Source organism: Methylobacterium sp. Leaf456, from assembly GCF_001425465.1.
GTDB lineage: Bacteria > Pseudomonadota > Alphaproteobacteria > Rhizobiales > Beijerinckiaceae > Methylobacterium.
Genome location: NZ_LMQV01000009.1, coordinates 13,973 through 35,128, shown reverse-complemented (window position 1 = coordinate 35,128; position 21,156 = coordinate 13,973). Strand labels below are relative to the sequence as shown.

The 21,156-nt window shown below is 69.7% G+C and carries 18 protein-coding genes and 5 pseudogenes; 9 read left to right on the top strand and 14 right to left on the bottom strand.

Annotation, left to right across the window (positions count from 1 at the left end; genetic code table 11):
• The first annotated feature begins 1 nt into the window (after window position 1).
• Window positions 2–1,220: pseudogene (locus ASG52_RS09035) on the top strand (IS256 family transposase).
• Between the two features lie 83 nt (window positions 1,221–1,303).
• Here the strand turns inward: ASG52_RS09035 and ASG52_RS09030 are convergent.
• Window positions 1,304–1,564, bottom strand: a pseudogene (locus ASG52_RS09030) (transposase); the annotation flags it as partial.
• A 12-nt stretch (window positions 1,565–1,576) separates the two neighbouring features.
• On the opposite strand from ASG52_RS09030, the pseudogene ASG52_RS09025 reads away from it, so the two are divergent.
• Window positions 1,577–2,020 (top strand): annotated as a pseudogene (locus ASG52_RS09025) (IS701 family transposase); the annotation flags it as partial.
• A 223-nt stretch (window positions 2,021–2,243) separates the two neighbouring features.
• On the opposite strand, the gene cynS reads toward ASG52_RS09025, so the two are convergent.
• The 12 genes and pseudogenes from cynS to ASG52_RS27035 all read right to left on the bottom strand — a co-directional run.
• Window positions 2,244–2,732: a cyanase gene (cynS, locus tag ASG52_RS09020; protein WP_056241954.1), complete on the bottom strand. Its 489-nt coding sequence runs from the start codon at window positions 2,730–2,732 to the stop codon at window positions 2,244–2,246.
• Between the two features lie 88 nt (window positions 2,733–2,820).
• Window positions 2,821–3,801, bottom strand: coding sequence for an ABC transporter ATP-binding protein (locus tag ASG52_RS09015; RefSeq protein ID WP_056241951.1), 981 nt, complete (start codon window positions 3,799–3,801; stop codon window positions 2,821–2,823).
• An 8-nt stretch (window positions 3,802–3,809) separates the two neighbouring features.
• Complete coding sequence (gene ntrB / locus ASG52_RS09010; protein ID WP_056241950.1) at window positions 3,810–4,649, bottom strand: nitrate ABC transporter permease; 840 nt, start codon at window positions 4,647–4,649, stop codon at window positions 3,810–3,812.
• 4 nt (window positions 4,650–4,653) lie between these two features.
• Entirely contained in the window at window positions 4,654–6,015 is a 1,362-nt protein-coding gene (locus ASG52_RS09005; RefSeq protein WP_056241946.1) for a CmpA/NrtA family ABC transporter substrate-binding protein, read from the bottom strand.
• A 163-nt stretch (window positions 6,016–6,178) separates the two neighbouring features.
• Window positions 6,179–6,940, bottom strand: a complete 762-nt coding sequence (locus tag ASG52_RS09000) for a sulfite exporter TauE/SafE family protein (protein WP_056241944.1) — start codon at window positions 6,938–6,940, stop codon at window positions 6,179–6,181.
• Between the two features lie 4 nt (window positions 6,941–6,944).
• Window positions 6,945–7,892 (bottom strand): MBL fold metallo-hydrolase, encoded by a 948-nt coding sequence (locus ASG52_RS08995; RefSeq protein WP_056241941.1) that lies wholly within the window; start codon window positions 7,890–7,892, stop codon window positions 6,945–6,947.
• Window positions 7,893–7,902: 10 nt separating this feature from the next.
• On the bottom strand, window positions 7,903–9,237 hold the full coding sequence (locus ASG52_RS08990; protein WP_056241939.1) for an FAD-dependent oxidoreductase: 1,335 nt from the start codon (window positions 9,235–9,237) through the stop codon (window positions 7,903–7,905).
• Complete coding sequence (locus ASG52_RS08985) at window positions 9,234–10,412, bottom strand: acyl-CoA dehydrogenase family protein (protein ID WP_056241937.1); 1,179 nt, start codon at window positions 10,410–10,412, stop codon at window positions 9,234–9,236. The genes ASG52_RS08990 and ASG52_RS08985 overlap by 4 nt, the downstream gene beginning before the upstream one ends.
• Window positions 10,413–10,471: 59 nt before the next feature.
• Window positions 10,472–11,023, bottom strand: coding sequence for an OsmC family protein (locus ASG52_RS08980; protein WP_056241935.1), 552 nt, complete (start codon window positions 11,021–11,023; stop codon window positions 10,472–10,474).
• A gap of 210 nt (window positions 11,024–11,233) precedes the next feature.
• Window positions 11,234–12,847 carry a sigma-54-dependent Fis family transcriptional regulator gene (locus ASG52_RS08975; RefSeq protein ID WP_056241933.1) on the bottom strand — a complete coding sequence of 538 codons (1,614 nt, stop codon included), beginning with the start codon at window positions 12,845–12,847 and terminating at the stop codon, window positions 11,234–11,236.
• A gap of 358 nt (window positions 12,848–13,205) precedes the next feature.
• Window positions 13,206–13,824: pseudogene (locus ASG52_RS08970) on the bottom strand (IS66 family transposase zinc-finger binding domain-containing protein); the annotation flags it as partial.
• A gap of 90 nt (window positions 13,825–13,914) precedes the next feature.
• A pseudogene (locus tag ASG52_RS27035) lies at window positions 13,915–14,046 on the bottom strand (IS3 family transposase); the annotation flags it as partial.
• A gap of 1 nt (window position 14,047) precedes the next feature.
• On the opposite strand from ASG52_RS27035, the gene ASG52_RS28270 reads away from it, so the two are divergent.
• The 7 genes from ASG52_RS28270 (at window position 14,048) to ASG52_RS08940 (ending at window position 20,863) form a co-directional block, all read left to right on the top strand.
• Window positions 14,048–14,173 (top strand): hypothetical protein, encoded by a 126-nt coding sequence (locus tag ASG52_RS28270; RefSeq protein WP_286158997.1) that lies wholly within the window; start codon window positions 14,048–14,050, stop codon window positions 14,171–14,173.
• A 369-nt stretch (window positions 14,174–14,542) separates the two neighbouring features.
• On the top strand, window positions 14,543–16,051 hold the full coding sequence (locus ASG52_RS08965) for an amidase (protein WP_286158999.1): 1,509 nt from the start codon (window positions 14,543–14,545) through the stop codon (window positions 16,049–16,051).
• Window positions 16,052–16,192: 141 nt separating this feature from the next.
• Window positions 16,193–16,945 carry a DeoR/GlpR family DNA-binding transcription regulator gene (locus ASG52_RS08960; RefSeq protein WP_056241922.1) on the top strand — a complete coding sequence of 251 codons (753 nt, stop codon included), beginning with the start codon at window positions 16,193–16,195 and terminating at the stop codon, window positions 16,943–16,945.
• Entirely contained in the window at window positions 16,920–18,203 is a 1,284-nt protein-coding gene (locus tag ASG52_RS08955) for a Zn-dependent hydrolase (RefSeq protein ID WP_056241914.1), read from the top strand. Before ASG52_RS08960 ends, ASG52_RS08955 begins: the two co-directional genes overlap by 26 nt.
• Complete coding sequence (locus tag ASG52_RS08950) at window positions 18,200–19,150, top strand: phosphotransferase family protein (RefSeq protein ID WP_056241912.1); 951 nt, start codon at window positions 18,200–18,202, stop codon at window positions 19,148–19,150. The genes ASG52_RS08955 and ASG52_RS08950 overlap by 4 nt, the downstream gene beginning before the upstream one ends.
• 7 nt (window positions 19,151–19,157) lie before the next feature.
• Window positions 19,158–20,096, top strand: a complete 939-nt coding sequence (locus ASG52_RS08945) for a phosphotransferase (RefSeq protein WP_056241909.1) — start codon at window positions 19,158–19,160, stop codon at window positions 20,094–20,096.
• Window positions 20,097–20,104: 8 nt separating this feature from the next.
• The gene (locus tag ASG52_RS08940; RefSeq protein WP_056241906.1) at window positions 20,105–20,863 is read left to right on the top strand and encodes an inositol monophosphatase family protein; all 759 of its coding nucleotides are present in this window, start codon (window positions 20,105–20,107) and stop codon (window positions 20,861–20,863) included.
• A 3-nt stretch (window positions 20,864–20,866) separates the two neighbouring features.
• Here ASG52_RS08940 and ASG52_RS08935 read toward each other — a convergent pair whose 3' ends face one another.
• Window positions 20,867–21,148 (bottom strand): hypothetical protein, encoded by a 282-nt coding sequence (locus ASG52_RS08935; protein WP_056241903.1) that lies wholly within the window; start codon window positions 21,146–21,148, stop codon window positions 20,867–20,869.
• Between the last annotated feature and the right edge of the window lie 8 nt (window positions 21,149–21,156).

The window sequence follows — 21,156 nt, the reverse complement described above, 5'->3', positions numbered from 1 at the left end:
GATGACCGAGGATAGGATGGCCTTGATCGATTGGATCGAGAAGGGGGCGGACGGCGACCTGGTGCGCGATCTGCTGGCCTACGCGGCCGAGCGGATGATGGAGTTGGAGGTCGAGGCGCGCACGGGCGCACCGACTGGCCAGCGCAGCGCAGAGCGGCTGAAGCAGAGGAACGGCTACCGAGAACGAGCCTGGGAGACGCGGGCCGGCCGGATCGATCTGGCGATCCCGAAGCTGAGGATGGGCAGCTACCTGCCCTCGTTCCTGGAGCCGCGGCGCACCGCAGAGAAGGCGCTCACGGCGATGATCCAGGAAGCCTACGTGCACGGCGTCTCGACGCGGGCGGTGGACGATCTCGTCAAAGCCATGGGCGGCTCGGGCGTGTCGAAGAGCCAAGTCTCGCGGCTGTGCGAGGAGATCGACGGGCGGGTCAACGCCTTCCTCGACCGGCCGATCGTCCTTCGAGAGCCTCAGGATGAGGGGCGCGTGGCCGTATCTCTGGATCGACGCGACCTACGTGAAGGTGCGCGAGGCGGGCCGGATCGTCTCGGTGGCGGTCATAGTGGCGGTCGGCGTCAACACGGATGGGCGGCGCGAGGTGCTAGGCGTCGCGACCGGTGCCTCGGAGGCCGAGGTGTTCTGGAAGAGCTTCCTGCGCTCGCTGGCCGACCGGGGCCTACGCGGCGTGAAGCTGGTCGTGGCCGACGACCACAAAGGTCTGCGGGCGGCCGCCGCCAAGGTGTTCTCGGCCACGCACCAGCGCTGCCGGGTGCACTGGATGCTGAACGCGCTGGCCCACGTCGCGCCCAAGCAACGGCCAGCTGTGGTGGCGATGCTCAAGACCATCTTCGCCCAGGACGGTGCGGCAGCCGCCCGAGAGCAATGCGCTACGGTGGCCGACACCCTGCGCGAGCGCTATCCGAAGCTGGCCGGCCGGATGGATGAGGCGCGCGAGGACGTGCTGGCCTACATGGCCTTCCCGCGCGAGCACTGGCCGCAGATCGCCTCGACCAACCCGCTCGAACGCCTTAACGGCGAGATCAAGCGCCGCTCGGACGTGATCGGCATCTTCCCCAACGACCAGGCCGTCCTGCGCCTCGTCGGGGCGCTGATGGTGGAACAGAACGACGTGTGGGCGGTCTCCCGCCGCTACATGAGCGTGGAAAGCCTCGTCGCCTTGAGCGATGATCCCGTCCTCAGGCTGTCGGCTGTGGCCGCCTGATCATCCTCGGACCCTGCCGAGGACCGGTGCTCCTACACCACATCACGGGATACGACCCTCACGGCGAGCGGCGGGCCCTACCGCTTTCGCTTGAGGACGTCCTGCAGCATGGAGCGGTCCAGCGTCAGATCGGCGACCAGCCGCTTCAGCTTGCTGTTCTCGTCCTCCAGTTGTTTGAGCCGTCGAATCTCCGGCACGCCCATGCCGACGAACTGCTTCTTCCAGTGGTAGAAGGTCGGCTCGGATACACCCATCTTCCGGCAGACCTCGTCCACCGGGGCACCGTTCTCCGCCTGCCGAAGGGCGAAGGCGATCTGTTCGTTCGTGAAGCGTTTGCGAGGCATGGCATCCACCCTCCTTCAGGGTGGAGGATGCCCGAAAAACTTGCGCTCAGCGCGGACCAGTTTGCTGGGTCAGGGTCACTCGTAGTCGGCGCCTACTGTGAGTTGGCCCACCTCGATGGTGCCGACTACGAGCAGGCCGGCCTGTGGACGCGCGGCCTGCTGATCCGCCGCAGCCTGGCTGACGGCGAGCGGGCGTACTTCACGACTTGGGGCCCGGCCGGCACGCCGCTCGCGACCCTTGCGGCGGTCGAGGGCCAGCGTTGGACGATCGAGGACGCATTCGAGACCGCCAGGACCGAACTCGGGCTCGCCCACAACGAGACCCGCTCCTGGCATGGCCGGCACCGGCACGTCAGCTTGGTGATGATGGCCTTCGCCCTGCTGACGGTCATCCGCCAACACGCCAACGCGCCGCCCCCAAAAAGTCGAGCCCGACCGAGACCGCGCGCCCGCTGATCCACTGGTCGATCCCAGAGATCCGCCGCATCGCCGTGCGGCTGGCACAGCGGCGCATCCAGCCCGCCCGCGTCATCGCGTGGTCGCTCTGGCGCAGGGCGCATCAGGCCGCCGCCCGGCAAGCCCACCTCGAGCGCCGTGCCGCGGACGTCCGAAGACGCCGACGCGCTGGAGGCCACAAGAAAGGGGGCAAACCTGCTCGCCCAAAACCGCAACTGTAATGCTAGGCCTCCTTGAAGCCGTATTCCGGCACGCCGTCGTCGTTGCCGTAGTACTTGTAGGGCAGGAACTTGCCGGACATGGCGAGCTTCACGCGGTCGCCCTTGTTGTTGGCCTCGCGCTCCATGGTCATGTTGAAGTCGATCGCCGACATGATGCCATCGCCGAACTCCTCCTGGATCAGCTCTTTCCAGGTCGTGCCGTAGACCATCACCAACTCGTAGAAGCGATAGATGAGCGGATCGGTCGGCGGCATCTGCGGGATCGAACCGCGATAGGGCGCTTCATTCAGCATCCGCTCTTCGGCCTCGGACAGTCCGAACAGCTCGGCGGCCTTCTTTGCTTGAGCCTTGGGAAGCTTCATCTGCCCCATGCAGGCGGCGGTGATCAGGATCGGCGAGATGCCGCCGATCTCGTCCTGGATGTACTTCCAGGTCCAGCCCTTCTCGCGCTTGATGTCGAGCAGCTTCTCGGTGAGGTCTTCGCGCTTCATCGGGACGTCTCCTTGGATGCGGACATGGGGGAACTCCCCCGCTTCCGGGCGGAAGCGAGTTCGAGGCGGTGCACTTGGGGCGGCTAGCTCAGGCCCGGCGGGCCGGAGGCTCGGTGGCGATGGCGGCGGCGTCCGCCTCGCTGAGAGAGGGGCGCACCACCGGCGGATGACGCGGGTCGTAGCCCTCCGGCATCGCGTCCCGCAGCGTCCGGGAGCGGGTCACGAGGAAGTCGATCAGGTGGTTGCGCAGGGCGTAGTAGCCCGGCGCGTGGTGGAGCTGCGTGCGGTCGCGCTCCTTCGGCAGCGGGTTCTCGACGATCTCGGCGACCTTGGCCTCCGGCCCGTTGGTCATCAGCACGATCCGGTCGGCGAGGTAGATCGCCTCGTCGACGTCGTGGGTGATCATGAACACCGTCTGCCCGGTCTCGACGCAGATCCGGCGCACCTCGTCCTGCAGCGTGCCGCGGGTGAGCGCGTCGAGCGCCGAGAACGGCTCGTCCATCAGCAGGATCTTCGGCTCGATGGCGAGCGCCCGGGCGATACCGACGCGCTGCTTCATGCCGCCCGACAGCTCCGACGGGCGCTTGTGCTCGGAGCCGGCGAGGCCCACCGTGGCGATCGCCTTAAGGGCGCGCGCCTCGATCTCTGCGCGCCGCGCTTTCCGCCAGCGCGAGGACACCGCGTAGGCGACGTTGCCGAGCACGCTGCGCCACGGCAGGAGCGCGTGGCCCTGGAAGATCACGGCGCGGTCGAGGCTGGTGCCGGTGATCGCCTGCCCATCGACGATGACGACGCCCTCGGACGGCGCGTCGAGCCCCGCGAGGATGTTCAGCACCGTCGTCTTGCCGCAGCCGGAATGGCCGATCATGCAGACAAACTCGCCGCGGCGCATCGGCAGCCACACGTTCTCGAAGATCGTGGTGGTTTTCCCTCCCGGCGCCCGGTAGCGCCGGGCGATCCCCTCGATCGAGATGAACTTTTCGGAATTCGGCATGCGGCTGGTCCCGGCCTCGGCCGTATCGGAAGAAGAACGGCGGGCGCGCCGCGCGAACGGGAGGAGCGTGCTCATCGGACGCCTCATTCGGGAAAGGTGACGAGGCGCTGAGCGCGGGCGAGCAATTGGTCGAGGACCATGCCGACGAGGCCGATCACGAGGATCGAAGTGATCACATTGGTGATCGAGAGGTTGTTCCACTCGTTCCAGACGAAGTAGCCGATGCCGGTGCCGCCGACCAACATCTCGGCCGCCACGATGACGAGCCATGCGATACCGATGGAGATGCGCATACCGGTGAGGATCGTCGGCGCGGCGGCCGGCAGGATCACCGTGAAAGCCCGCCGGACCGGGCCGACCTCCAGGGTGCGGGCGACATTGAGCCATTCCTTGCGGGTGCCCGCGACGCCGAACACCGTGTTGATCAGCATCGGCCAGACCGAGCAAATGAAGATCACGAAGATCGCCGACAGGCTCGAATCCTTGATCGTGTAGAGGGCGAGCGGCATCCAGGCGAGCGGAGAGACCGGCTTCAGGATCTGGATGTAGGGATCGAGCGCCCGGCTCATCAACGGCGACATGCCGATGAGGAAGCCGACCGGGATCGCCACCAGCACGGCGAGGCCGTAGCCCAAAGCCACGCGGCCGATGGAATAGGCCAGCTGGATGCCGATCCCCTTGTCGTTCGGTCCCCGGTCGTAGAACGGGTCCTTCAGGTGCTGCCAGATCGTCGCCCCGACATCGAGGGGACCGGGCATGGCCGATTTGCCGGTCGTCGCCGCCTGACCCATCAGGGCGGCGTATTCCGGGTCCATGGCCTGCGTGCTGGCGGTGCCGCTGACGGCGACCTGCCAGCCGAGCAGGATCAACGCGAGGAGCGCGAGCGAGAGGATGCTGGCGCGAAGCCGCAGGGTGCGTTGCATGGCACTAGCTCGCGCGCTTGATCTTGAAGGAGTCGAGATATTCGGCTGGCTTGGCCGGATCGAAGGTCTTGCCCATCACCACGAAGGTCTTGGTCGTCGACTCGGGCGGGGTGAGCCCGTCCTGCCGCATTAGCTTGGCCGCGTCGGTGGCGCGGTAGACTTGTTTGGCCACGCCCGCGTAATCGACATCGCCCTTGATCTGGCCCCAGCGCTTCATCTGAGTCAGCGTCCAGATCGCGAAGCTTTCGTAGGGGAATGGGTCGAAGGCGACGCGTTTGGGGTCCTTCTTCACGCTGCCGAGGCCGTCGGCATAGGTGCCGGTGAGCACCTGCTCCACCACCGTGACCGGCTGGTTGAGGTAGTTGGCCGGGGCGATGGCGGCGGCGATCTCCTTCCGGTTTTCGGCCTTGGCGGCGTAGGCGGTCGCCTGGAGGATGGCGCGCAGGAGCGCCGCGGTGGCGTTCGGCATCTCGCGGATCGTGTCCTGCGCCACCGAGAACGAACAGCAGGGATGCCCGTCCCAGATCTCCTTCGACAGGATATGGATGAAGCCGACGCCGTCGTAGACCGCGCGCTGGACGACGTTGTCGGGGGCGAGGAAGCCGTCGATGTTGTCGGCGCGCAGGTTTGCGACCATCTCGGGCGGTGGCACCGAGCGCAGCTGCACGTCGGTGTCGGGATCGATGCCGTGCTCGGCAAGGTAGTAGCGGAGCAGATAGTTGTGGTTCGAGTAATCGAACGGGATCGCGAGCTTGAAGCCCTTCCAGTTCTTCGGGTCGCGGTTGTCCTTGTGCTTGTTGGCGAGGCAGATCGCCTGACCGTTGACGTTCTCGATCGCCGGCACCGCGAACGGCACCGGGTTCGAGCCGAGGCCCAGGGTGATGGCGAGCGGCATTGGCGCCAGCATGTGGGCGGCGTCGTATTCCTTGTTCAGGGTCTTGTCGCGCACCACTGCCCAGCCGGCGGTCTTCACCACATCGACGTTGAGGCCCTGCTTCTCATAGAAGCCCATCGGCTTGGCCATGATGATCGGCGTGGCGCAGGTGATCGGTATGAAGCCGACCTTGAGATCGGACTTCTCGGGCTTGGTCTCCTCGGCGAAAGCCTCGGCTATGAAGCGCGTCGGCAGGAACTGACTGAGGGCCGCCGCCGCGGTCGCGGCACCAACGCTCCTCAGAAAGGCGCGGCGCTCGGGCGCGTGCGGGAACAGGGCGCGCAGCATCGTCGCTTCCACGGCCCGCTCGATCGCGGCGTCCCCCGTCGGCAGGGCCGCCTCATGGGCGGCTTGGCTGTCATGCGCCCCGCAGGAGCAGCCGCCACGCCCGAGGCGGCGTTTGGCGTCGAAGGGGTTGTCGAAGGGGGCCATCACGGTCTCCGGCAGGGCAGGTGAAGGTCTCTCAGCAACAGTCGCGCCAAGCGGTGGAATTTTTTATTTCTGTTGTTCGATCAGTGTCTTGCAGTTCTCGCGCCGGGCCGGCGGATCGCGCCTCTCCGACAATGTCGACCGATTGCCGACATTGTCGGCAGGCTCAGCGCACCAGCATGACGAGGCCGGCGGTGGCGATGAGCCCGGCCAGGACGGTGTCGAGCAGGCCCTTGCGGGCGGCGCAGGCCGAGCGCAGCCGCAATCCCGCGAGGCCGCCGCCGGCCCCGCCCGCCACGAAGGCCAGGACAAGGGGCCAGTCCACGAGCTGCGACAGGGCGTAGCTGAGGCCGGTGGTAAGACCGAAGGCGGTAATCACCACGAGCGAGCAGCCGACCGCGCTGACGAGCGGCATCCCGGTCGCGGCAACGAGCCCCGGCACGACGAGGAAGCCGCCGCCGATGCCGAAGAAGCCCGACATCAGCCCCGTGGCCCCGCCGAAACCGACGAGCTTCGGCACGCTCTCCCGCGCCGCGTTCGGCGCCGCGGCGGGCCGGAACCGGCGCCTGAGCATCATCGCCGCCGCCGCGAGCATGACAAGGGCGAACAGGGCCTGGAGCCGGGGCCCGTCGAACTGCTTGCCGAGATCGGCCCCGAGCCCGGCCGCGAGGATGCCGGCCATGCCGAACCATCCGGCGGCGCGCCACGGCACCCGTGCCACCTGCAGATGGCCAACGAGGTTGACGAGTGCGCAGGCCGCGACCGCGAACGCCCCAGTCCCAACCGCGACATGGACGTTCCTGAGCCCGACGACGTGGATCAGCATCGGGATTGCGAGGATCGAGCCGCCGCCGCCGGCGAGCCCCAGGATCAGCCCGACGACCAAGCCCGAGGTCGCTCCGAGCGCGTATTGGACGGGGTCCAGCATCGGCTCAGCCCCGGCCCGTGGTCAGCGGTATCTTGAGGTAGCGCGTGCCGTTCGCCTCCGGCTCCGGCAGGCGCCCGCCGCGCATGTTCACTTGGATCGACGGCATGATCAGCCGCGGGGCGGCAAGTGTCCGATCGCGGGCCTCGCGCATCGCCACGAAGTCGTCCTCCGCGGTCCCGTCGCGGACATGGACGTTGTCTCTGCGCTGGGCCGCGACGGTGGTCTCGGTGACGAAGCTGTCGCGACCGGGCGCCTTGTAGTCGTGGCAGAGGAACAGCCGCGTCGCGTCGGGCAGCGCGAGCAGGCGCCGGATCGAGCGGAAGAGGAGGCGGGCGTCGCCTCCAGGGAAGTCCGCCCGCGCCGTGCCGTAATCCGGCATGAACAGGGTGTCGCCGACGAAGGCGGCGTCGCCGATGATGTAGGCGAGGTCGGCCGGGGTATGACCCGGCACGTGGAGGACGCTTGCCTTGATCCCGCCCAAGGCGAAGCGGTCGCCGTCCTCGAACAGGCGGTCGAACTCGGTGCCGGCGCTGGCGAATGCAGTGCCCGCATTGAAGAGCTTGCCGAAGGTCTCCTGGACCTCGACGATACCCCGGCCGATCGCGAGGCGTCCGCCGAGCTTGCCCTGGAGGTAGGGCGCGGCCGAGAGGTGGTCGGCGTGAACATGGGTCTCTAAGATCCACGCGACTGTCAGGTTTTCGGCGCGGACATAGTCGATGACCTGGTCCGCCGCCGTGTAGGACAGGGTGCCGGCCGCCGGATCGAAACCGAGCACGGAGTCGATCACCGCCGCCTCGCGGCTTTCAGGATCATGGACCACGAAGGTCGCGGTATGGGTCGGCTCGTCGAAGAAGCCGTGGACGATCGGGCGCGGGGCTTGCCCCGAGAGGCTCGCGGTGACGTGTGTCCGCGCCCGGTCCAGAGCGGCGTCGGAGGGGGTCGGAGGGGTCATCGTCGTTTCCTCAGGCCGCGAGCCAAGCGGTGACGTCGCCGCCCTGCCGCTGCTCCATCGCGAGCCGGTGCTCGCTGTCCTCGACGACGTGCCAGGGCGCCCCGGCGACAGGCGTGCCGTGCAGGACGATCGGGGCCGAGCGGGTCTTCAGGCGGATGACCGGGGCGGCGTGGGCGTAGCCCGGATGGTCCCGGCCCAGGATCGTGGCCGCGATGGTCGCGGCTTGGCGGGCGACCGGCTCGATGAAGCGGCAGGGCCGCCCATCGATGCTGACGCAATCGCCGAGGGCGAAGATGTCCGGCCCGCTGGTGCGCAAGCTGGCCGAATCGACGACGATGCCGCGCTCGAAGGCGAGGCCTGCGCTCCGCACTAGGCGGGAGGGCGTGGCGAGGCCGGTCGCGGCGATCACGGTCGCGGCCGCGAGGCTCGTGCCGTCGGCCAGCGCCAGCGCGACGGTGCCGTCGGGCCTTCGGCTCAGGCCGCGGACGAGGCTGTTGCCCCGGTAGCCGATGCCGAGCCCTTCGAGGCCCGCCAGCAGGCGCCGCCCGGCCTGTTCCGGCAAGAGTTCGGGCAGCGGCAGCGCCTCCGCGCCGACGAGGGTGACCGCGTGGCCGGCCCCCGCCAGATCCTCGGCCAACTCGCAGCCGACCATGCCGGCACCGATCACCGCGACCGTGCGGGCGCCTCGCGCCAGTTCGGCGTGGAGCGAAGACCACGCGGCGAGGTCGTTCACCCGCCAGCACAGGGCCGGGTCGAGGCTCGCCGGCAGCGCAGGGCGGGCGCCGTGGGCAAGGACGAGATGGGTGTAGGAAAGGGTGCCGCGGGTGGTGCGCAGGGAGTGGCGTTCCGGCGAGAGGCCCACCGCGACCGTCTCGGCCATCAGGCGCAGGCCTAGGCGCGCCGCCGCCGTCGCGCCGGTCTCGCGTCGGAGAACCTCCGGGCTCAGGCCGCGCCCGAGGGCGACGGAGAGTTCGGGCTTGTGGTAGCGGGCGCCGTCGCAGGCGCTCACCAGCGTGATCGGCAGGCGCGCATCCTCGGCCCGGATCGCCTCGGCGACGCTCCATCCGCCGACGCCGCCGCCGACGATCACCACGCCGGGCCGCCGCTGCGGTGCGACGGAGACCGGCATCGGCGCGGCTTTCGCGCGCCTGACATACGGCTCGAAATCCGCCTTGGTGACGCCGCAGATCGGGCAGGACCAATCCTCGGGAATGTCGGTGAATCGTGTGCCGGGGGGCAACCCGCTGTCGGGATCGCCCTCGCCCTCGTCGTAGATCAGGCCGCAGGCCCGGCAGAGGAATTGCTGCCAGGGGCCGAGGCCGTCGAGAGGCTCCAGCACGCTCATGCCCGGTTTCCCTCGGCTTGGGGAAGCGTTTCCCGCGACAGCCGCGCCATCTCCCAGCGCAGATGCTTGATCGCCGGGGTGACGATGGCGACGAAATGCGCTTCGCGGATGCGGCGCTGGGGCGCGGCCGACATGAGGTAGCCCCGCGCCCCCTGATGCAGCAGCGCCGATTGCGAGGCGCGCAAGGCCAGTTCCGAGGTCTGGGCGCGGGCGTCGAGTACGTCGATCAGATAGTCGGTCGAGCCGTCGTAGGGCGTCCCGGCGAGCCGCATCACGCGGGCGCGCAACTCGGTGAGTTCAGCCGCGATGGTGTCGGGGCGGTCGTCGAGAAACTGGTTGACGTGGCCGAGGGTCTCCTCGACCGACAGCATGGCGTCGAGGCTGCCCTCGGCCACGCCCAGGCCCATGCCGCATTGGAGAAGGATGAAGGCGCCGCGGATGCGGCCGATGAAGGGGCGGGCCGGATCGGCGATGATCGCGTCGTGTCCGACGAAGAGGTCGTCCACCCGCACGCCCCAGGTGCTCGTGCCCTCCATGCCGGAGAAGTGCGGGCAGGGCCGCAACTCGGCCCGGTCGCAAGCCAGCAGAAACATGATCTCGTGGCTGATCGTGTCGCCCGCGCCGACCACGCCCGCGATGGCGCCGCAATACTGACCCGGCCCGATATGGCTGACCCAGGGCAGCATGCCGCTGACCCGGTAGCCGCCGGGGACGCGGCGGGCGCGCAGCAGGATCGGCTCGATCCCGGCGAACGCCTTCATCGGGTTGGACAGGGCCGTGCCGCCGAAGGTCCGGCCCGCGGCGTGGGCGTTGAGCACCGCGCCGGAGAGCGCCGGGTTGCCCGATTGCTCGAGGTAGAGGCCGCAAACGTCGTGGCACCACACCAGGAAGCCGGTGGCGCCGCAGGCCCGGCTCGCGGCCTGCATCGCGGCGATCGACAAGCCGAGGCGGGCGCCGTGGCGGTCGAGATGGACGCCAAGCGCCCCAGCTTCCCCAAGCCGGCCGAGGATGTCGAGCGGGTAGGCACCGCGGTCGATCTCGGTCGCCGCCGCGTTCAAGGGGCCGTCGGCGATAGCTTTCGTCGTGGCGAGGACGGCCGCGTCGGTCCAGTCGGGGCGGTCCGGCGCGGCCGCGATACGATCCTCCGCCAGCCGGAGAGCGAGGGCGCTCGGCATCGTGCAGTCTCCTCGAAGGTAGGGAAGACGGCGGGGTACGCCTGGCCCCGCCGAGGGCGTCAGGCGGCGAGTCCGATCCTGAAGGCGATCGGGTTGCGCATGGAGTTTGCGACCGGCGAGAACACGTTGGCGTGCTGCACGATGGCGTCGAGTTCCTCGCGGCTCGCATCGCCCTCGATGGTCACGGCGACCCGGATCTCCTGGAAGCCCATGTCGGCAGGCAGCTTCTCGGCGCCGCCGGCGCCCCATGCGGCCGGATTGCCGATGTCGCCTTCCAGATGCAGTTCGAGGCGCGAGAGGCGCACCTGCTTCCAAGTGGCGACCGCGGTGATGCCCACGGCGAGGCAGCCGCCGAGCGCCGAGAGCACGATCTCGCCCGGCGCCGGGGCGGTGTTCTCGCCGAAGAGATGGAGCGGCTCGTCCACCACGACCGGCTGATGGTCGCCGACATAGCTGAGGGTGCGGTACTGCCCCTCGACGACGGTGTGGACCCGGTTGGTGCCGCGCGAGCCGGGATTGCCGCGGCCCTTCTCGGCGAACTGCATCAGGCCGTCCCGGTCGATCGGGCGCAGATAGGTGGAGACGGTTTGGGGGGCGGCGCTCGCGCTCATCGGCAACTCCTGTTCGGCGCTGGCCCCTATTGTGTTGGGGCCGGCTCGAAGGGAATTGAGCAAGGCGGGTGCCAGACCAGGCAAGGGCGGGAAGATTTCGTAAATACGAGCGAGTTCAAAGACTTGTACGAAACTCCCGCGCGCGTTCCCATCGCGTTGCGTCGGTGATTGTCAACGCTTTGTCGATATTGTCGGGTTTGGCCGTCTCCGTCACGCCGTGGGCTGGAGCTTGCGCCAGCGATACGAAAATTGACGCTCGGTCAGCCCGAGCCGCTGCGCCGCGCGGGTCTTGTTGCCCCCGGCCTGGGTTAGGGCCATGCACAGCTCCGCGTGCCCGTGCGAGTCGGCGGGCAGGTAGGGCCGCACGGCGCCGAACGCCTGCAGCGCCGCCACGCGCTCTAGCGTCGAAGGCAAGGCCGGATACGGGTCCGCCGCGAGCGCAGTCGGCGTCGCGGCGAGGGCACCTTCGAGCATCGGTTGTACGTCGTCGACGTCGAGGACGCCCTCGTTCGCTAGCAGCACCAGCCGCTCGATGAAGTTGGCGAGTTGGCGGATGTTGCCCGGCCAGGGCTGCCGGGCGAGATGGGCGACCGCGGCTTGCGTCAGGTTGACGTTGCGCTGGTTAGCCTGGTTCGCCTGCGTGAGGAAGTGCAGCACCAGATCGGGGATGTCGCTGCGCCTCTCCGCCAGCCGGGGCAGGGTGATCGGCACGACGTTGAGGCGGTAGAACAAATCCTCGCGAAAGCGCCCATTGATGACTTCCGTGGCGAGGTCCCGGTTCGTTGCGGCGACGAGGCGCATGTCCACGCGGATCTCGCGCTTGCCGCCGAGCCGCACCACGGTCCCCTCCTGGAGGGTGCGCAGCAGCTTGGTCTGGAGGACCGACGGCATCTCGCCGATCTCGTCGAGGAAGATCGTGCCGCCGCTCGCCTGCTCGAACCAGCCGGCTCGCGCCTCGACCGCCCCGGTGAAGGCGCCGCGCTCGTGGCCGAACAGCTCGGACTCGAAAAGGCTGTCGGGGATCGCCGCGCAATTGACCTTGATGAACGGCCGGTCGCGCCGCGGGCTCGCGAGGTGCAGCGCGCGGGCGAAGAGTTCCTTGCCGGTCCCGGACTCACCAAGCAGAAGCACGCTCGCGGTGGCATTCGCGACCTTCTCCACCTGCGCGAGGGCGCGCAGCAGCGCGGGCGAGGTCCCGATGATGCCGTAGCGGGCGCGCTTGAGGCGCAGCTCCCGCGCCAGCATGTCGTTGTGTTCCTCCAACGCCCGCGTCTTGCGTTCCACCCGCTCGTTCAGGGTCAGCAACTGGCTGACCATGGTGGCGATGATGCGCAGGATGGTGAGGTCGTCCGAGAGCGCCCGCTCTCGGTGCCGGATGCGGTGGCAGGCGATGGCGCCGACCGTCCGGTGATCGACCCGGATCGGCAGCGCCAGGAACGAGACGGCGCCGCGGGGCAACTGCGCCCGTGCCACGGCGCGTCCGAGGAAGGTCGGGTCCTTGTCGATGTCCTGTACGATGATGAGGTGGCCGTCCTTGATGACGCGTCCGGTGATGCCCTCTCCCGGCGCGTAGCGGCCGCGCGCCGCCTCCGCGCGGGTCAGCCCGTAGGAATAGGCGATGCGGTGGCCTTCGCCGTCGGGGTCCCTCAGGACGATGCGCCCCCGGTTCAGCCCGACGATCTCGGACAGGAGATGAAGCATCTCGCGGGCGACCTGATCGAGGCGCAGGCCCTTGCCGATCAGGTTCATGACCTCCTGAATGAGGAACATCTCCTGCGTGCGCCAGTGCGTGCTCGACGCGGCCTTGCGGACAGTTCCATCCATTCTTCGGCAGGCCCCCCCCGACTCGCTGATCGGCACCTCACCAAACTGCAAGTTTCGTGCAAATCGGAAGCAGCTCTAGCCCTCGCTGCCGAACAGGATGCCGGCCCATTGATCCCGAGCTCGACAGAGCTGCGGATCGCACGACGTCCAGGATTGACAGCTCAGAAGCCGAAGGTCCGCTTTCCGCTTAGATGCCGAGGTCCGCTGCTGGCGCATAGCCGAACAAGCGGGGTGCGAATTCCTGCCCCGAGCAGACATTCGGAGCGCTGCCGCTCGCGGTCCAGATCGGGTGGCACGCGGCAGTCGATCCGATGTCTCGGAGCGTACGCCGTTCACCAAGCGACCATTCGCATAAGGGCAGCGTCGCGACGGCGGCCTCGCGGCCGGGCCGGAAGCGGGCCTGCGCGTGGAGGAGCAGGTTCATCAGCCCGCCCTGGCTGAGCGTCAGGCCGAACAGATCGGACAGCGCCGCCTGCAGCCGCTCGTAGGAGAGCGCTTGGAAGGTCTTGAGGTAGGTCGCCACCGCGTGCAGCCGCGGACCGAACGGCGTGCCCCGCGTCGCCTTCGGCACTGGCGCGACGGCTCGCGCTCCGCAGGACGGGCACTGCACGGCCAGTCGCCGATGCTGGCTCACCACCGGCGCCACCGCAGGCAGCTCGACGCGCTCGGACACGCTCACGACCTCGACGGAAAGGTCCCCGTGCCGGGGGCCGCCGCAGCAGGCGCAGCGATCCGGACGATGATCGACGACCGTGTCGGGATCCTCACTCATCACCCGGCTATGGCCCTCGTGACCGGACTTGGCCCCGCCCGGCTTGGCCTGCTCCCGCTGCTCCTTGCTGTCGGTGGACGGCGGCTTCGAGGACGTGCGCGAGGTCTTCTCCGGGCGCTGCAGCCGCAGCACCACCTCATCCTAAGCCTGTCGAAGGATCGATCAGTTCCTCCCGGCTCAGACGTTCGAGATCACTGCGGCTCATCCCGCCAAGGAATCAGCCAAACCACCCCCGCACAACCCCCGTGCTGCGGCCACCGCAGGTCCCGCGAACCTGTCGCGCAAACCGCGTGGGTTAATTACGGGTTGCCCTCTGCTCCACGGGCAACTTGGCCGGCGGAGCGGGCCGGGTGTGCCCAGCCGGCCAAGCGGATGAGGTCGTCACGAACATCTCCGGGGCGGGTGGCCGGTAGCCGAGTGAAGCGTGCGTGGAGGCCGCGGCGGCCTACGACCACGTCGTGTTCGGCGGTGCGGTGCTGATCTGGCTGTTCATCGCGCTGTCGGACGGTGATCCGCGGCACCGGCAACATGGCGCTGCCGGCCGGGGCAGCTGACCCTGTTTGGGGACGATGCTGTGAAGCAGGCGCGAGCCATCGGGTAGGATCGGGCAGCGTTGGTGAGTAGCCCCGATCAGGGCACTGCCATCCCCAATCCGAATGCCAACGCATTTTTCTTATCAAGAGAAAATTGTCTTGATTACGCGGCTCCCCCACGCGGCACCGCGCGAGGGATTTGTGGGTATTGTGGCATAAACTTTGCTGGGTCGAGGCGGCCGCGACGGCGTGAGCGTCGGCAACGACGCGACCGACCGTGCCCCCACACCAGGCGAGACCCCGATGCTCCAGACCGCGCGACAGGCGACCATCGATCCGACCGAAGCCGGGATCGGGGCGGACGAGGACCTCGCGGCCCGCCTCGTCGAGATGACGGTCGCGGATGTGCGGCAGGCGCTCGATGGCGGCACGGTTTCGGCGCAGGCGCTGACCCGCGCCTTCCTGGCCCGGATCGCCCGCTACAACCCGCGCTACAACGCGCTGATCGTGATGAACCCCCGCGCCATCGAGGATGCCCGCGCCATCGACGCCCGGCGGGCGGCGGGCGAGGCGCTGGGGCCGCTCGCGGGCGTCCCCGTTGTCATCAAGGACACGATGGACATGGCCGGCCTGCCGAGCACCGGCGGCTGGCACTTCCTCTCGTCGGCGGCCGGCGGCGTCGATCTGATCCCGGCGACCGACGCCCCGGTGACGGCGCGGATGCGCGAGGCCGGCTGCGTCATCCTCGGCAAGACCAACGTGCCGGTGCTGAGCCATACCGGCAGCCACGCCAACGACAGCTGGGCCGGGCCGACCCTCAACCCCGCCGCCCCCGACCGCATCCCGGGCGGCTCCAGCGCCGGCACCGCCACGGCGGTGGCCGCGAGCCTCGCGGTACTCGGCCTCGCCGAGGAGACCGGCGGCTCGATCCAGAACCCGGCCTCGGCGCAGGGGTTGGTGGGCATCAAGCCGAGCTTCGGCCTCGTGCCGAACGCGGGCGTGATGCCGCTGGCGGGCTCGACCCGCGACGTGGTCGGCCCGATCACCCGCTGCGTGCGCGACGCCGCCCTCACCCTCGACGCGCTCGCGGGCTACAGCGCTGCAGACCCCAAGACGGTGGCGGGCATCGGCAAGCGCCCGGCGGGCGGCTACGCCGCCGGGCTCGCGCCCGACGCGCTCGCGGGCAAGCGCCTCGGCCTGTTCGGACCGGGCTGGCGCGACCTGCCGCTCTCGCCAGAGGCCGCCGCCCTCTACGAGCGGGCACAAGCCGAGCTGACGGCGGCGGGCGCGACGCTGGTTGCCGATCCCTTCGCCGGCACCGGCTTTTCCGCGCTCGCCGAGCCGACGCCGGGGCTGGTCTATTTCGACGCCCGCGGTTTCGAATCCGCCCCGTTCGACCTTCAGCTCTACCTGGAGCGTATGGGCTCGGACGTGGCCCTGAAGAGCTTTGCCGCCTTCGCCGAGGCGACGCGGGCCGAGGACGCCTTCGCGCCGGGCGGCGTGCTGCATCCGATCACCAACTTGCGCCAGCTCGCCCCCTGCCTCGCCGACCCGGCCAGCCCGCCGGACCTGTCCGACTTCCTCGCCGCCCGCGAAGCCTATCTCGCGCTGTTCGACAGGGTGATGGACGCGCACGGCCTCGACGCCCTGGTCTTCCCGCAGATGCGAGCCGAACTGCCGCCGCTGCACGGGCCCGGCACGCTGCTGGAAACCACCGTCTGCGAGATCAACATCGCCGGGCTTCCCGGCGTGACGCTGCCCGCGGGCGCCTACGCCTCGGGCGCGCCGTTCAACCTGATCTTCGTCGGGCGGATGTGGAGCGAGGCCGACCTCCTGGCCTTCGCCTACGCCTACGAGCAGGCGACGGGCCACCGCCGCGCCCCTGCCCTCGACGCCTGAGCGGCCCGCCGATGCGCGTGACCCGTTTCGCCCCGCTCGGGCCCGCCCCGGCGGCATCCTGCCTTGTGCATGCGCAAAGATCGCCCGCGACCGAACGGCGACCGCGCCGCTATCCTGGGTCCCAACGCGCAAGGGGCCGGGATGCTGACCGATCATCGCCACGAGGAGATCCTCTCGCAGCTCGCCCAGACCGGGCGGGTCGGGGTGACCAGCATCGCGGCGGCGCTCGCGGTGTCCGACGAGACGATCCGGCGCGACCTGAAAATGCTGGAGGAGCGCGGCCTGCTGCGGCGCATCCACGGCGGCGCGGTGCTGCCGCGGCTCGATCAGGAGCGCCCGCTGGTGGAGCGCAGCCAGCTCAACAGCCGCGAGAAGGGGCGCGTCGCGGCGCTCGCCGAGGGGCTGGTCGAGGACGGCATGTCGATCTTCATCGACACCGGCACCACGACGCTGGCCTTCGCCCGCCGCCTGACCACTCGCAAGCTCACGGTGACGACGAACTCCATCGACATCGCCCTGCTGCTCGCCGACAGCCCGGCGCGGATCAACCTGACGCCGGGCACCCTGCGGCCGAAGGACAACGCGCTCGTCGGCTACGACACCGTCGACTACGCCCGGCGCCACTTCTTCGATCTCGCGGTGATGGGCATCGCCGCCTGCGATCCCGCGCAGGGGTGGATGGACTACGAGGAGCACGAATCCGTCCTGCGCCGGGCCCTGCGCGGCCAGAGCCGGCGCCCGGTGCTGCTCGCCGATTCCCGCAAGTTCGGGCGCCAGGCCAACCTGCAGACCTTCGAACTCTCCACGCCGCTGACCGTCGTGACCGACCGGCCGCCGCCCGAGCCCTTCGCGGATCGGTTCGCGCGCCATGACATCGACCTCATCGCGACCTGACGCGGGCCTCCACGCGCTGCTCGCCGCCTTCTCGGCCTGCGGCGCGACCGCGGGCGGCGGCATCACCCGGCTCGCCGCGAGCCCCGAGGACGGACAGGCCCGCGACCTGATGCGGGACTGCTTGGCGCGGATCAGTGCCGAGATTCGGATCGACCGGGTCGGCAACCTGTTCGGGCTCGTGCCGCTGGCGCAAAATCCGCATGCGCCTCTGGTGATGCTGGGCTCCCATCTCGACAGCCAGACCCGCGCCGGCCGCCTCGACGGCACCTATGGCGTCGCCGCCGCGCTCCTCGCCGCCGAGGCGCTGGTGGGGGAGGCGCAGGCCGGCCGGATGTTCTCGGCCAATCTCTGCGTCGTGAACTGGACCGGCGAGGAGGGGGCGCGCTTCCGCCCGAGCCTGCTCGGCAGCGGCGTCTATGCCGGGCGCCGCGACGCAGACGCCGCCCTGGCCCTGCGCGACGAGGCCGGCATCGCGCTGGGCGAGGCGCTCGCCGTCATCGGCTATGCCGGCACCGACGCCCCGCCGCCGATGCCCACCTGCTACCTCGAACTCCATGTCGAGCAGGGGACCGTGCTGGAAGCCTCCGGTGCGGTGATCGGCGCAGTCACCGGCAACTGGGGCGCGGCCAAGCTCGACGCGGTGTTTTCCGGCGCGCAGGCCCATACCGGCCCGACTCCGATGGCGGACCGCCGCGACGCCCTGCTCGGGGCGGCCTACGCCATCGCCGACCTGCGCGCGCTGGCCGACCTTTTTCCGGGGCGGCTGCACACGTCGGTCGGGCGCATCCGGGTCGCGCCGAACTCCGCCAACGTCGTGCCCGACCGGGTCGAGATCGCCGCCGAACTGCGCTCGGCCGACGATGCGCTGCTGGCCGAGGCGACGGCGCTCGCCGAAGTCGCGTTCGAGACCGCCGCCGCGCGGGCCGGCGTCGCGGTGTCGGTCCCGACCCGCGAATTGCGCGGCATCCGCGCGTTGCCGGCCGCCGTGAGCGACCTCGTCGCGGCCTGCGCCGAGGCGGAGGGGCTGGCCTGCCGCCGGCTCGATACGGTCGCGGGTCACGATGCCCTGAGCCTGCTCGAACGCTGCCCGACCGGGCTGATCTTCGTGCCGAGCCTCGGCGGCATCGCCCACAACGAGGCTGAGGCGACCGCCCCGCGCGATCTCGAAGCCGGGCTCGCGGTGCTGACCCGCGCCGCCCGCCGCCTGTGCCGGGCTGCTGGCTCGCCGGAGATCGCGCTGCAGGGAGAGAGCGCATGATCGCCCTCGGTTCCGCCTCGGACCCGTTCGAGCGCCGCGTCGAGGCGGCGCTCGCCCGCCTCGGCTGGAGCGGGCGCCCCGGCCGCTACGCGCTGGCCGCCGCGCCGGTCGCCTCGCCGACCCACCGCGCCGTCGCCTCCGACTGCGTGCGGGTCGAGATCGAGGGGCAGGCCCCGGCCTTCCTGAAAATCCGCCACGACGACATGGCCGGTGACGTGCTGCCCTGGGCCGGCGCCGCCGCGGCGCGGGCCGCCGCCTGCGGGGTCGGCCCCGCGGTGATCGCCGCGGGCGCGGGCGTGCTGGCGCTCGAATGGCTGCCCGAGCCCTGGACTTACGCCCGCCTCGGTGATCTCCAGTCGTCCGCGGTCGCCGCTTCAGTGCTTGATGCCAAGGCGCGGCTGCACGCCTCGGGGCCGCTCGGGCACGCGGTCTCGCCGTTCGAGCGGGTGGCGGCGCTGGCCCGCGAGGCGCAGGATGTCGGCGCGCCGCTGCCGACCGACCTCAACCGGATGCTCGCCGCCGCCGACCTCGCCCGCGCGGCGATCACGGCGGCGGGCTTCGATCCCACCTTCTGCCACAACGACGGCATCGCCTCGAACGTGATGCTCGACCGTGCCGGCGGCGTCCGGCTGGTCGATTTCGATCTCGCCGGCGACAACGACCCGTGGTTCGATATCGGCGCCTTCCTCAACGAGACGTGCGAGTTCGACGCCGACCGCCGCGCGCTCATCGAACACCACGCCGGCACCTGCCGCGAACCCCTGTTCGCCCGCGCCCGGCTCTACGGCTTCCTCGACGATCTGATGTGGGGTTTGTGGGGAATCACCCGCGCGGTCACATCGGTCCGCCCCACCATCGAATTCCTCAAATACGCCCAATGGCGCCACCTCCGCGCCCGCACCACCCTCAATCAGAGGGACTTCGAGACATGGCTGCGAATCCTGTGATTTACCAATGAGTTGGATCGATCTGGGAGCGGGCCGCAGCCCGTCGGAGCGCGCCGTCGAAGCGGTGCTCGCCCGCTTCTCCGACTGGCGGGAGCGGCCGCTGCGCTACCGCCCGGTGACGGGGGGCATCAGCAACACCAACTGGTGCGTCTCGACCGGTGAAGCACAGGACTTCTTCGTCAAGGTACCGGGCCGCGGCACCGAGATGTTTATCTGTCGCGACCATGCCAACGAGGCCAGCCGCCGGGCGCAAGCCTGCGGTTTCGGCCCGGCCGTGCACGGCTACCTGCCTGACGAGGGCGTCGAAATCTTCGCCTTTGTCGAGGGTTACCGCGCCTCGACCAATATCGACTTCCTCGATCCCACCATCCGCAGCAACGCGGTGACGGCTTTACGCGCCTTCAACGACGCCGCACCGTTGAGCCTGACTAAGACCGTGTTCGACATGATCGAGGAACACGTCGCGCAGGTGACGCAAGTCGGCGGGCGGATGCCGCCGGACTTCGCCTTCCTGATGCGGGGGCTCAGTGAGGCCAAGGCGGCGCTGACGGCTTCGGGCCTCGACCTCGTGCCGTGCATGAACGACACGCTGGCCGGCAACTTCATGATCGGGCCCGACCGCCGCATCATGCTGGTCGATTTCGAGTACGCCTCGAACAACGAGCGCGCCTACGAGATCGCGCTGTGGTTCACCGAGATGGCCTTCCCGGATGCGGTCGAGCGCGAGATGATCGAGGCCTATTTCGGCCGGCTCGATCCGGCGATGGAGGCGCGCATCAGCGTGCTCAAGGCGCTCGCCGACCTGAAATGGGCCACCTGGGCGATGATCCAGGAGGCGGTCTCGACGCTCGATTTCGACTTCTACAAGTACGGCACGTGGAAACACATGCGCGCCCGCACCCAGTTCCACCATTCGGACTGGGCGCGCTGGCTGCGGCGGCTGTGAGCGGAGCGATGCACCCGGAGCTCGTCACTTTCGCCCTGCATCTGGCCGACCTCGTCCGCCCGTTGGCGCGAGCGCATTTTCGCACGCCGCTCACCGTCGAGGCCAAGGCGGATGCGAGCCCAGTTACCGAGGCCGACCGGGGCATCGAGGCGCTGCTGCGCGCCGAGATCCGCCGGACCTATCCGAGCCACGGCATCCTCGGCGAGGAAGAGGGCGGCGACCTGCGCGCCGCGCGCACCTGGGTGATCGACCCGATCGACGGCACCAAGAGCTTCGTCACGGGGCTTCCACTGTTCGGCACCCTGATCGCGCTGGCCGAGGCCGGGCGCCCGGTTCTCGGCGTCATCGACATGCCGATCCTCGGCGAGCTCTGGCACGGCACGAGCGGCAGAGCCTGGTTCGGGGAGATCCCGGCCAAGGCGAGCAGGCGGCGGCTCTCCGATGCGCGGATCTTCATCGCCTCGCCCGACCGTTTCGCGGGCGAGGACGCCGCCGCCGTCGCGCGATTGAGCGAGCGGGCCGCCCTGCGCCGCTACGGCGGCGATTGCTATGCATACGGCCTGCTCGCCTCGGGCCATTGCGACCTCGTCGTCGAGGCGGGGCTCGCGATCTACGACGTCTTCGCGCTGGTGCCGGTGGTGGAGGGCGCAGGCGGCGTCATCACCGACTGGCAGGGCCGGCCACTCGGGCCGGACTTCGACGGCCGGGTCCTAGCGGCCGCCAACCCGGCCCTCCACCTCGACGCCCTCGACAGGCTCGTGGGCTGAGCCTCACCCGGCCCGCCGGAACAGGAAGACGTGGCGGCCCTCACCGGGGAGCGCCGCCGCACCCTGGCGACCGCAAATCCAGTCGCGCACCATCGTGGCCGCAACGGCTGAGACAGCGGGCTTCCACAGCCAGATGTCGCGGGTCTGGTCAATGCCGTGCTCGCCAAACAGGGCGGCGGGAGCGTCGTCGCAGACGCCGACCGACCAGGCGGAGAAGTCGGCGCCGAACTCCTTCACGTAGCTGATAAACTCGAACTTGATCTGCTGGACGCTGTAGGCAGTCATCGCGAGAG

Bases quoted from the DNA above. Each gene is read 5' to 3' on its own strand.
- cynS (WP_056241954.1), bottom strand. From the start codon at position 2,732: ATGAAGCGCGAAGACCTCACCGAGAAGCTGCTCGACATCAAGCGCGAG.
- ASG52_RS09015 (WP_056241951.1), bottom strand. From the start codon at position 3,801: ATGAGCACGCTCCTCCCGTTCGCGCGGCGCGCCCGCCGTTCTTCTTCC.
- ntrB (WP_056241950.1), bottom strand. From the start codon at position 4,649: ATGCAACGCACCCTGCGGCTTCGCGCCAGCATCCTCTCGCTCGCGCTC.
- ASG52_RS09005 (WP_056241946.1), bottom strand. From the start codon at position 6,015: ATGGCCCCCTTCGACAACCCCTTCGACGCCAAACGCCGCCTCGGGCGT.
- ASG52_RS09000 (WP_056241944.1), bottom strand. From the start codon at position 6,940: ATGCTGGACCCCGTCCAATACGCGCTCGGAGCGACCTCGGGCTTGGTC.
- ASG52_RS08995 (WP_056241941.1), bottom strand. From the start codon at position 7,892: ATGACCCCTCCGACCCCCTCCGACGCCGCTCTGGACCGGGCGCGGACA.
- ASG52_RS08990 (WP_056241939.1), bottom strand. From the start codon at position 9,237: ATGAGCGTGCTGGAGCCTCTCGACGGCCTCGGCCCCTGGCAGCAATTC.
- ASG52_RS08985 (WP_056241937.1), bottom strand. From the start codon at position 10,412: ATGCCGAGCGCCCTCGCTCTCCGGCTGGCGGAGGATCGTATCGCGGCC.
- ASG52_RS08980 (WP_056241935.1), bottom strand. From the start codon at position 11,023: ATGAGCGCGAGCGCCGCCCCCCAAACCGTCTCCACCTATCTGCGCCCG.
- ASG52_RS08975 (WP_056241933.1), bottom strand. From the start codon at position 12,847: ATGGATGGAACTGTCCGCAAGGCCGCGTCGAGCACGCACTGGCGCACG.
- ASG52_RS08965 (WP_286158999.1), top strand. From the start codon at position 14,543: ATGACGGTCGCGGATGTGCGGCAGGCGCTCGATGGCGGCACGGTTTCG.
- ASG52_RS08960 (WP_056241922.1), top strand. From the start codon at position 16,193: ATGCTGACCGATCATCGCCACGAGGAGATCCTCTCGCAGCTCGCCCAG.
- ASG52_RS08955 (WP_056241914.1), top strand. From the start codon at position 16,920: ATGACATCGACCTCATCGCGACCTGACGCGGGCCTCCACGCGCTGCTC.
- ASG52_RS08950 (WP_056241912.1), top strand. From the start codon at position 18,200: ATGATCGCCCTCGGTTCCGCCTCGGACCCGTTCGAGCGCCGCGTCGAG.
- ASG52_RS08945 (WP_056241909.1), top strand. From the start codon at position 19,158: ATGAGTTGGATCGATCTGGGAGCGGGCCGCAGCCCGTCGGAGCGCGCC.
- ASG52_RS08940 (WP_056241906.1), top strand. From the start codon at position 20,105: ATGCACCCGGAGCTCGTCACTTTCGCCCTGCATCTGGCCGACCTCGTC.
- ASG52_RS08935 (WP_056241903.1), bottom strand. From the start codon at position 21,148: ATGACTGCCTACAGCGTCCAGCAGATCAAGTTCGAGTTTATCAGCTAC.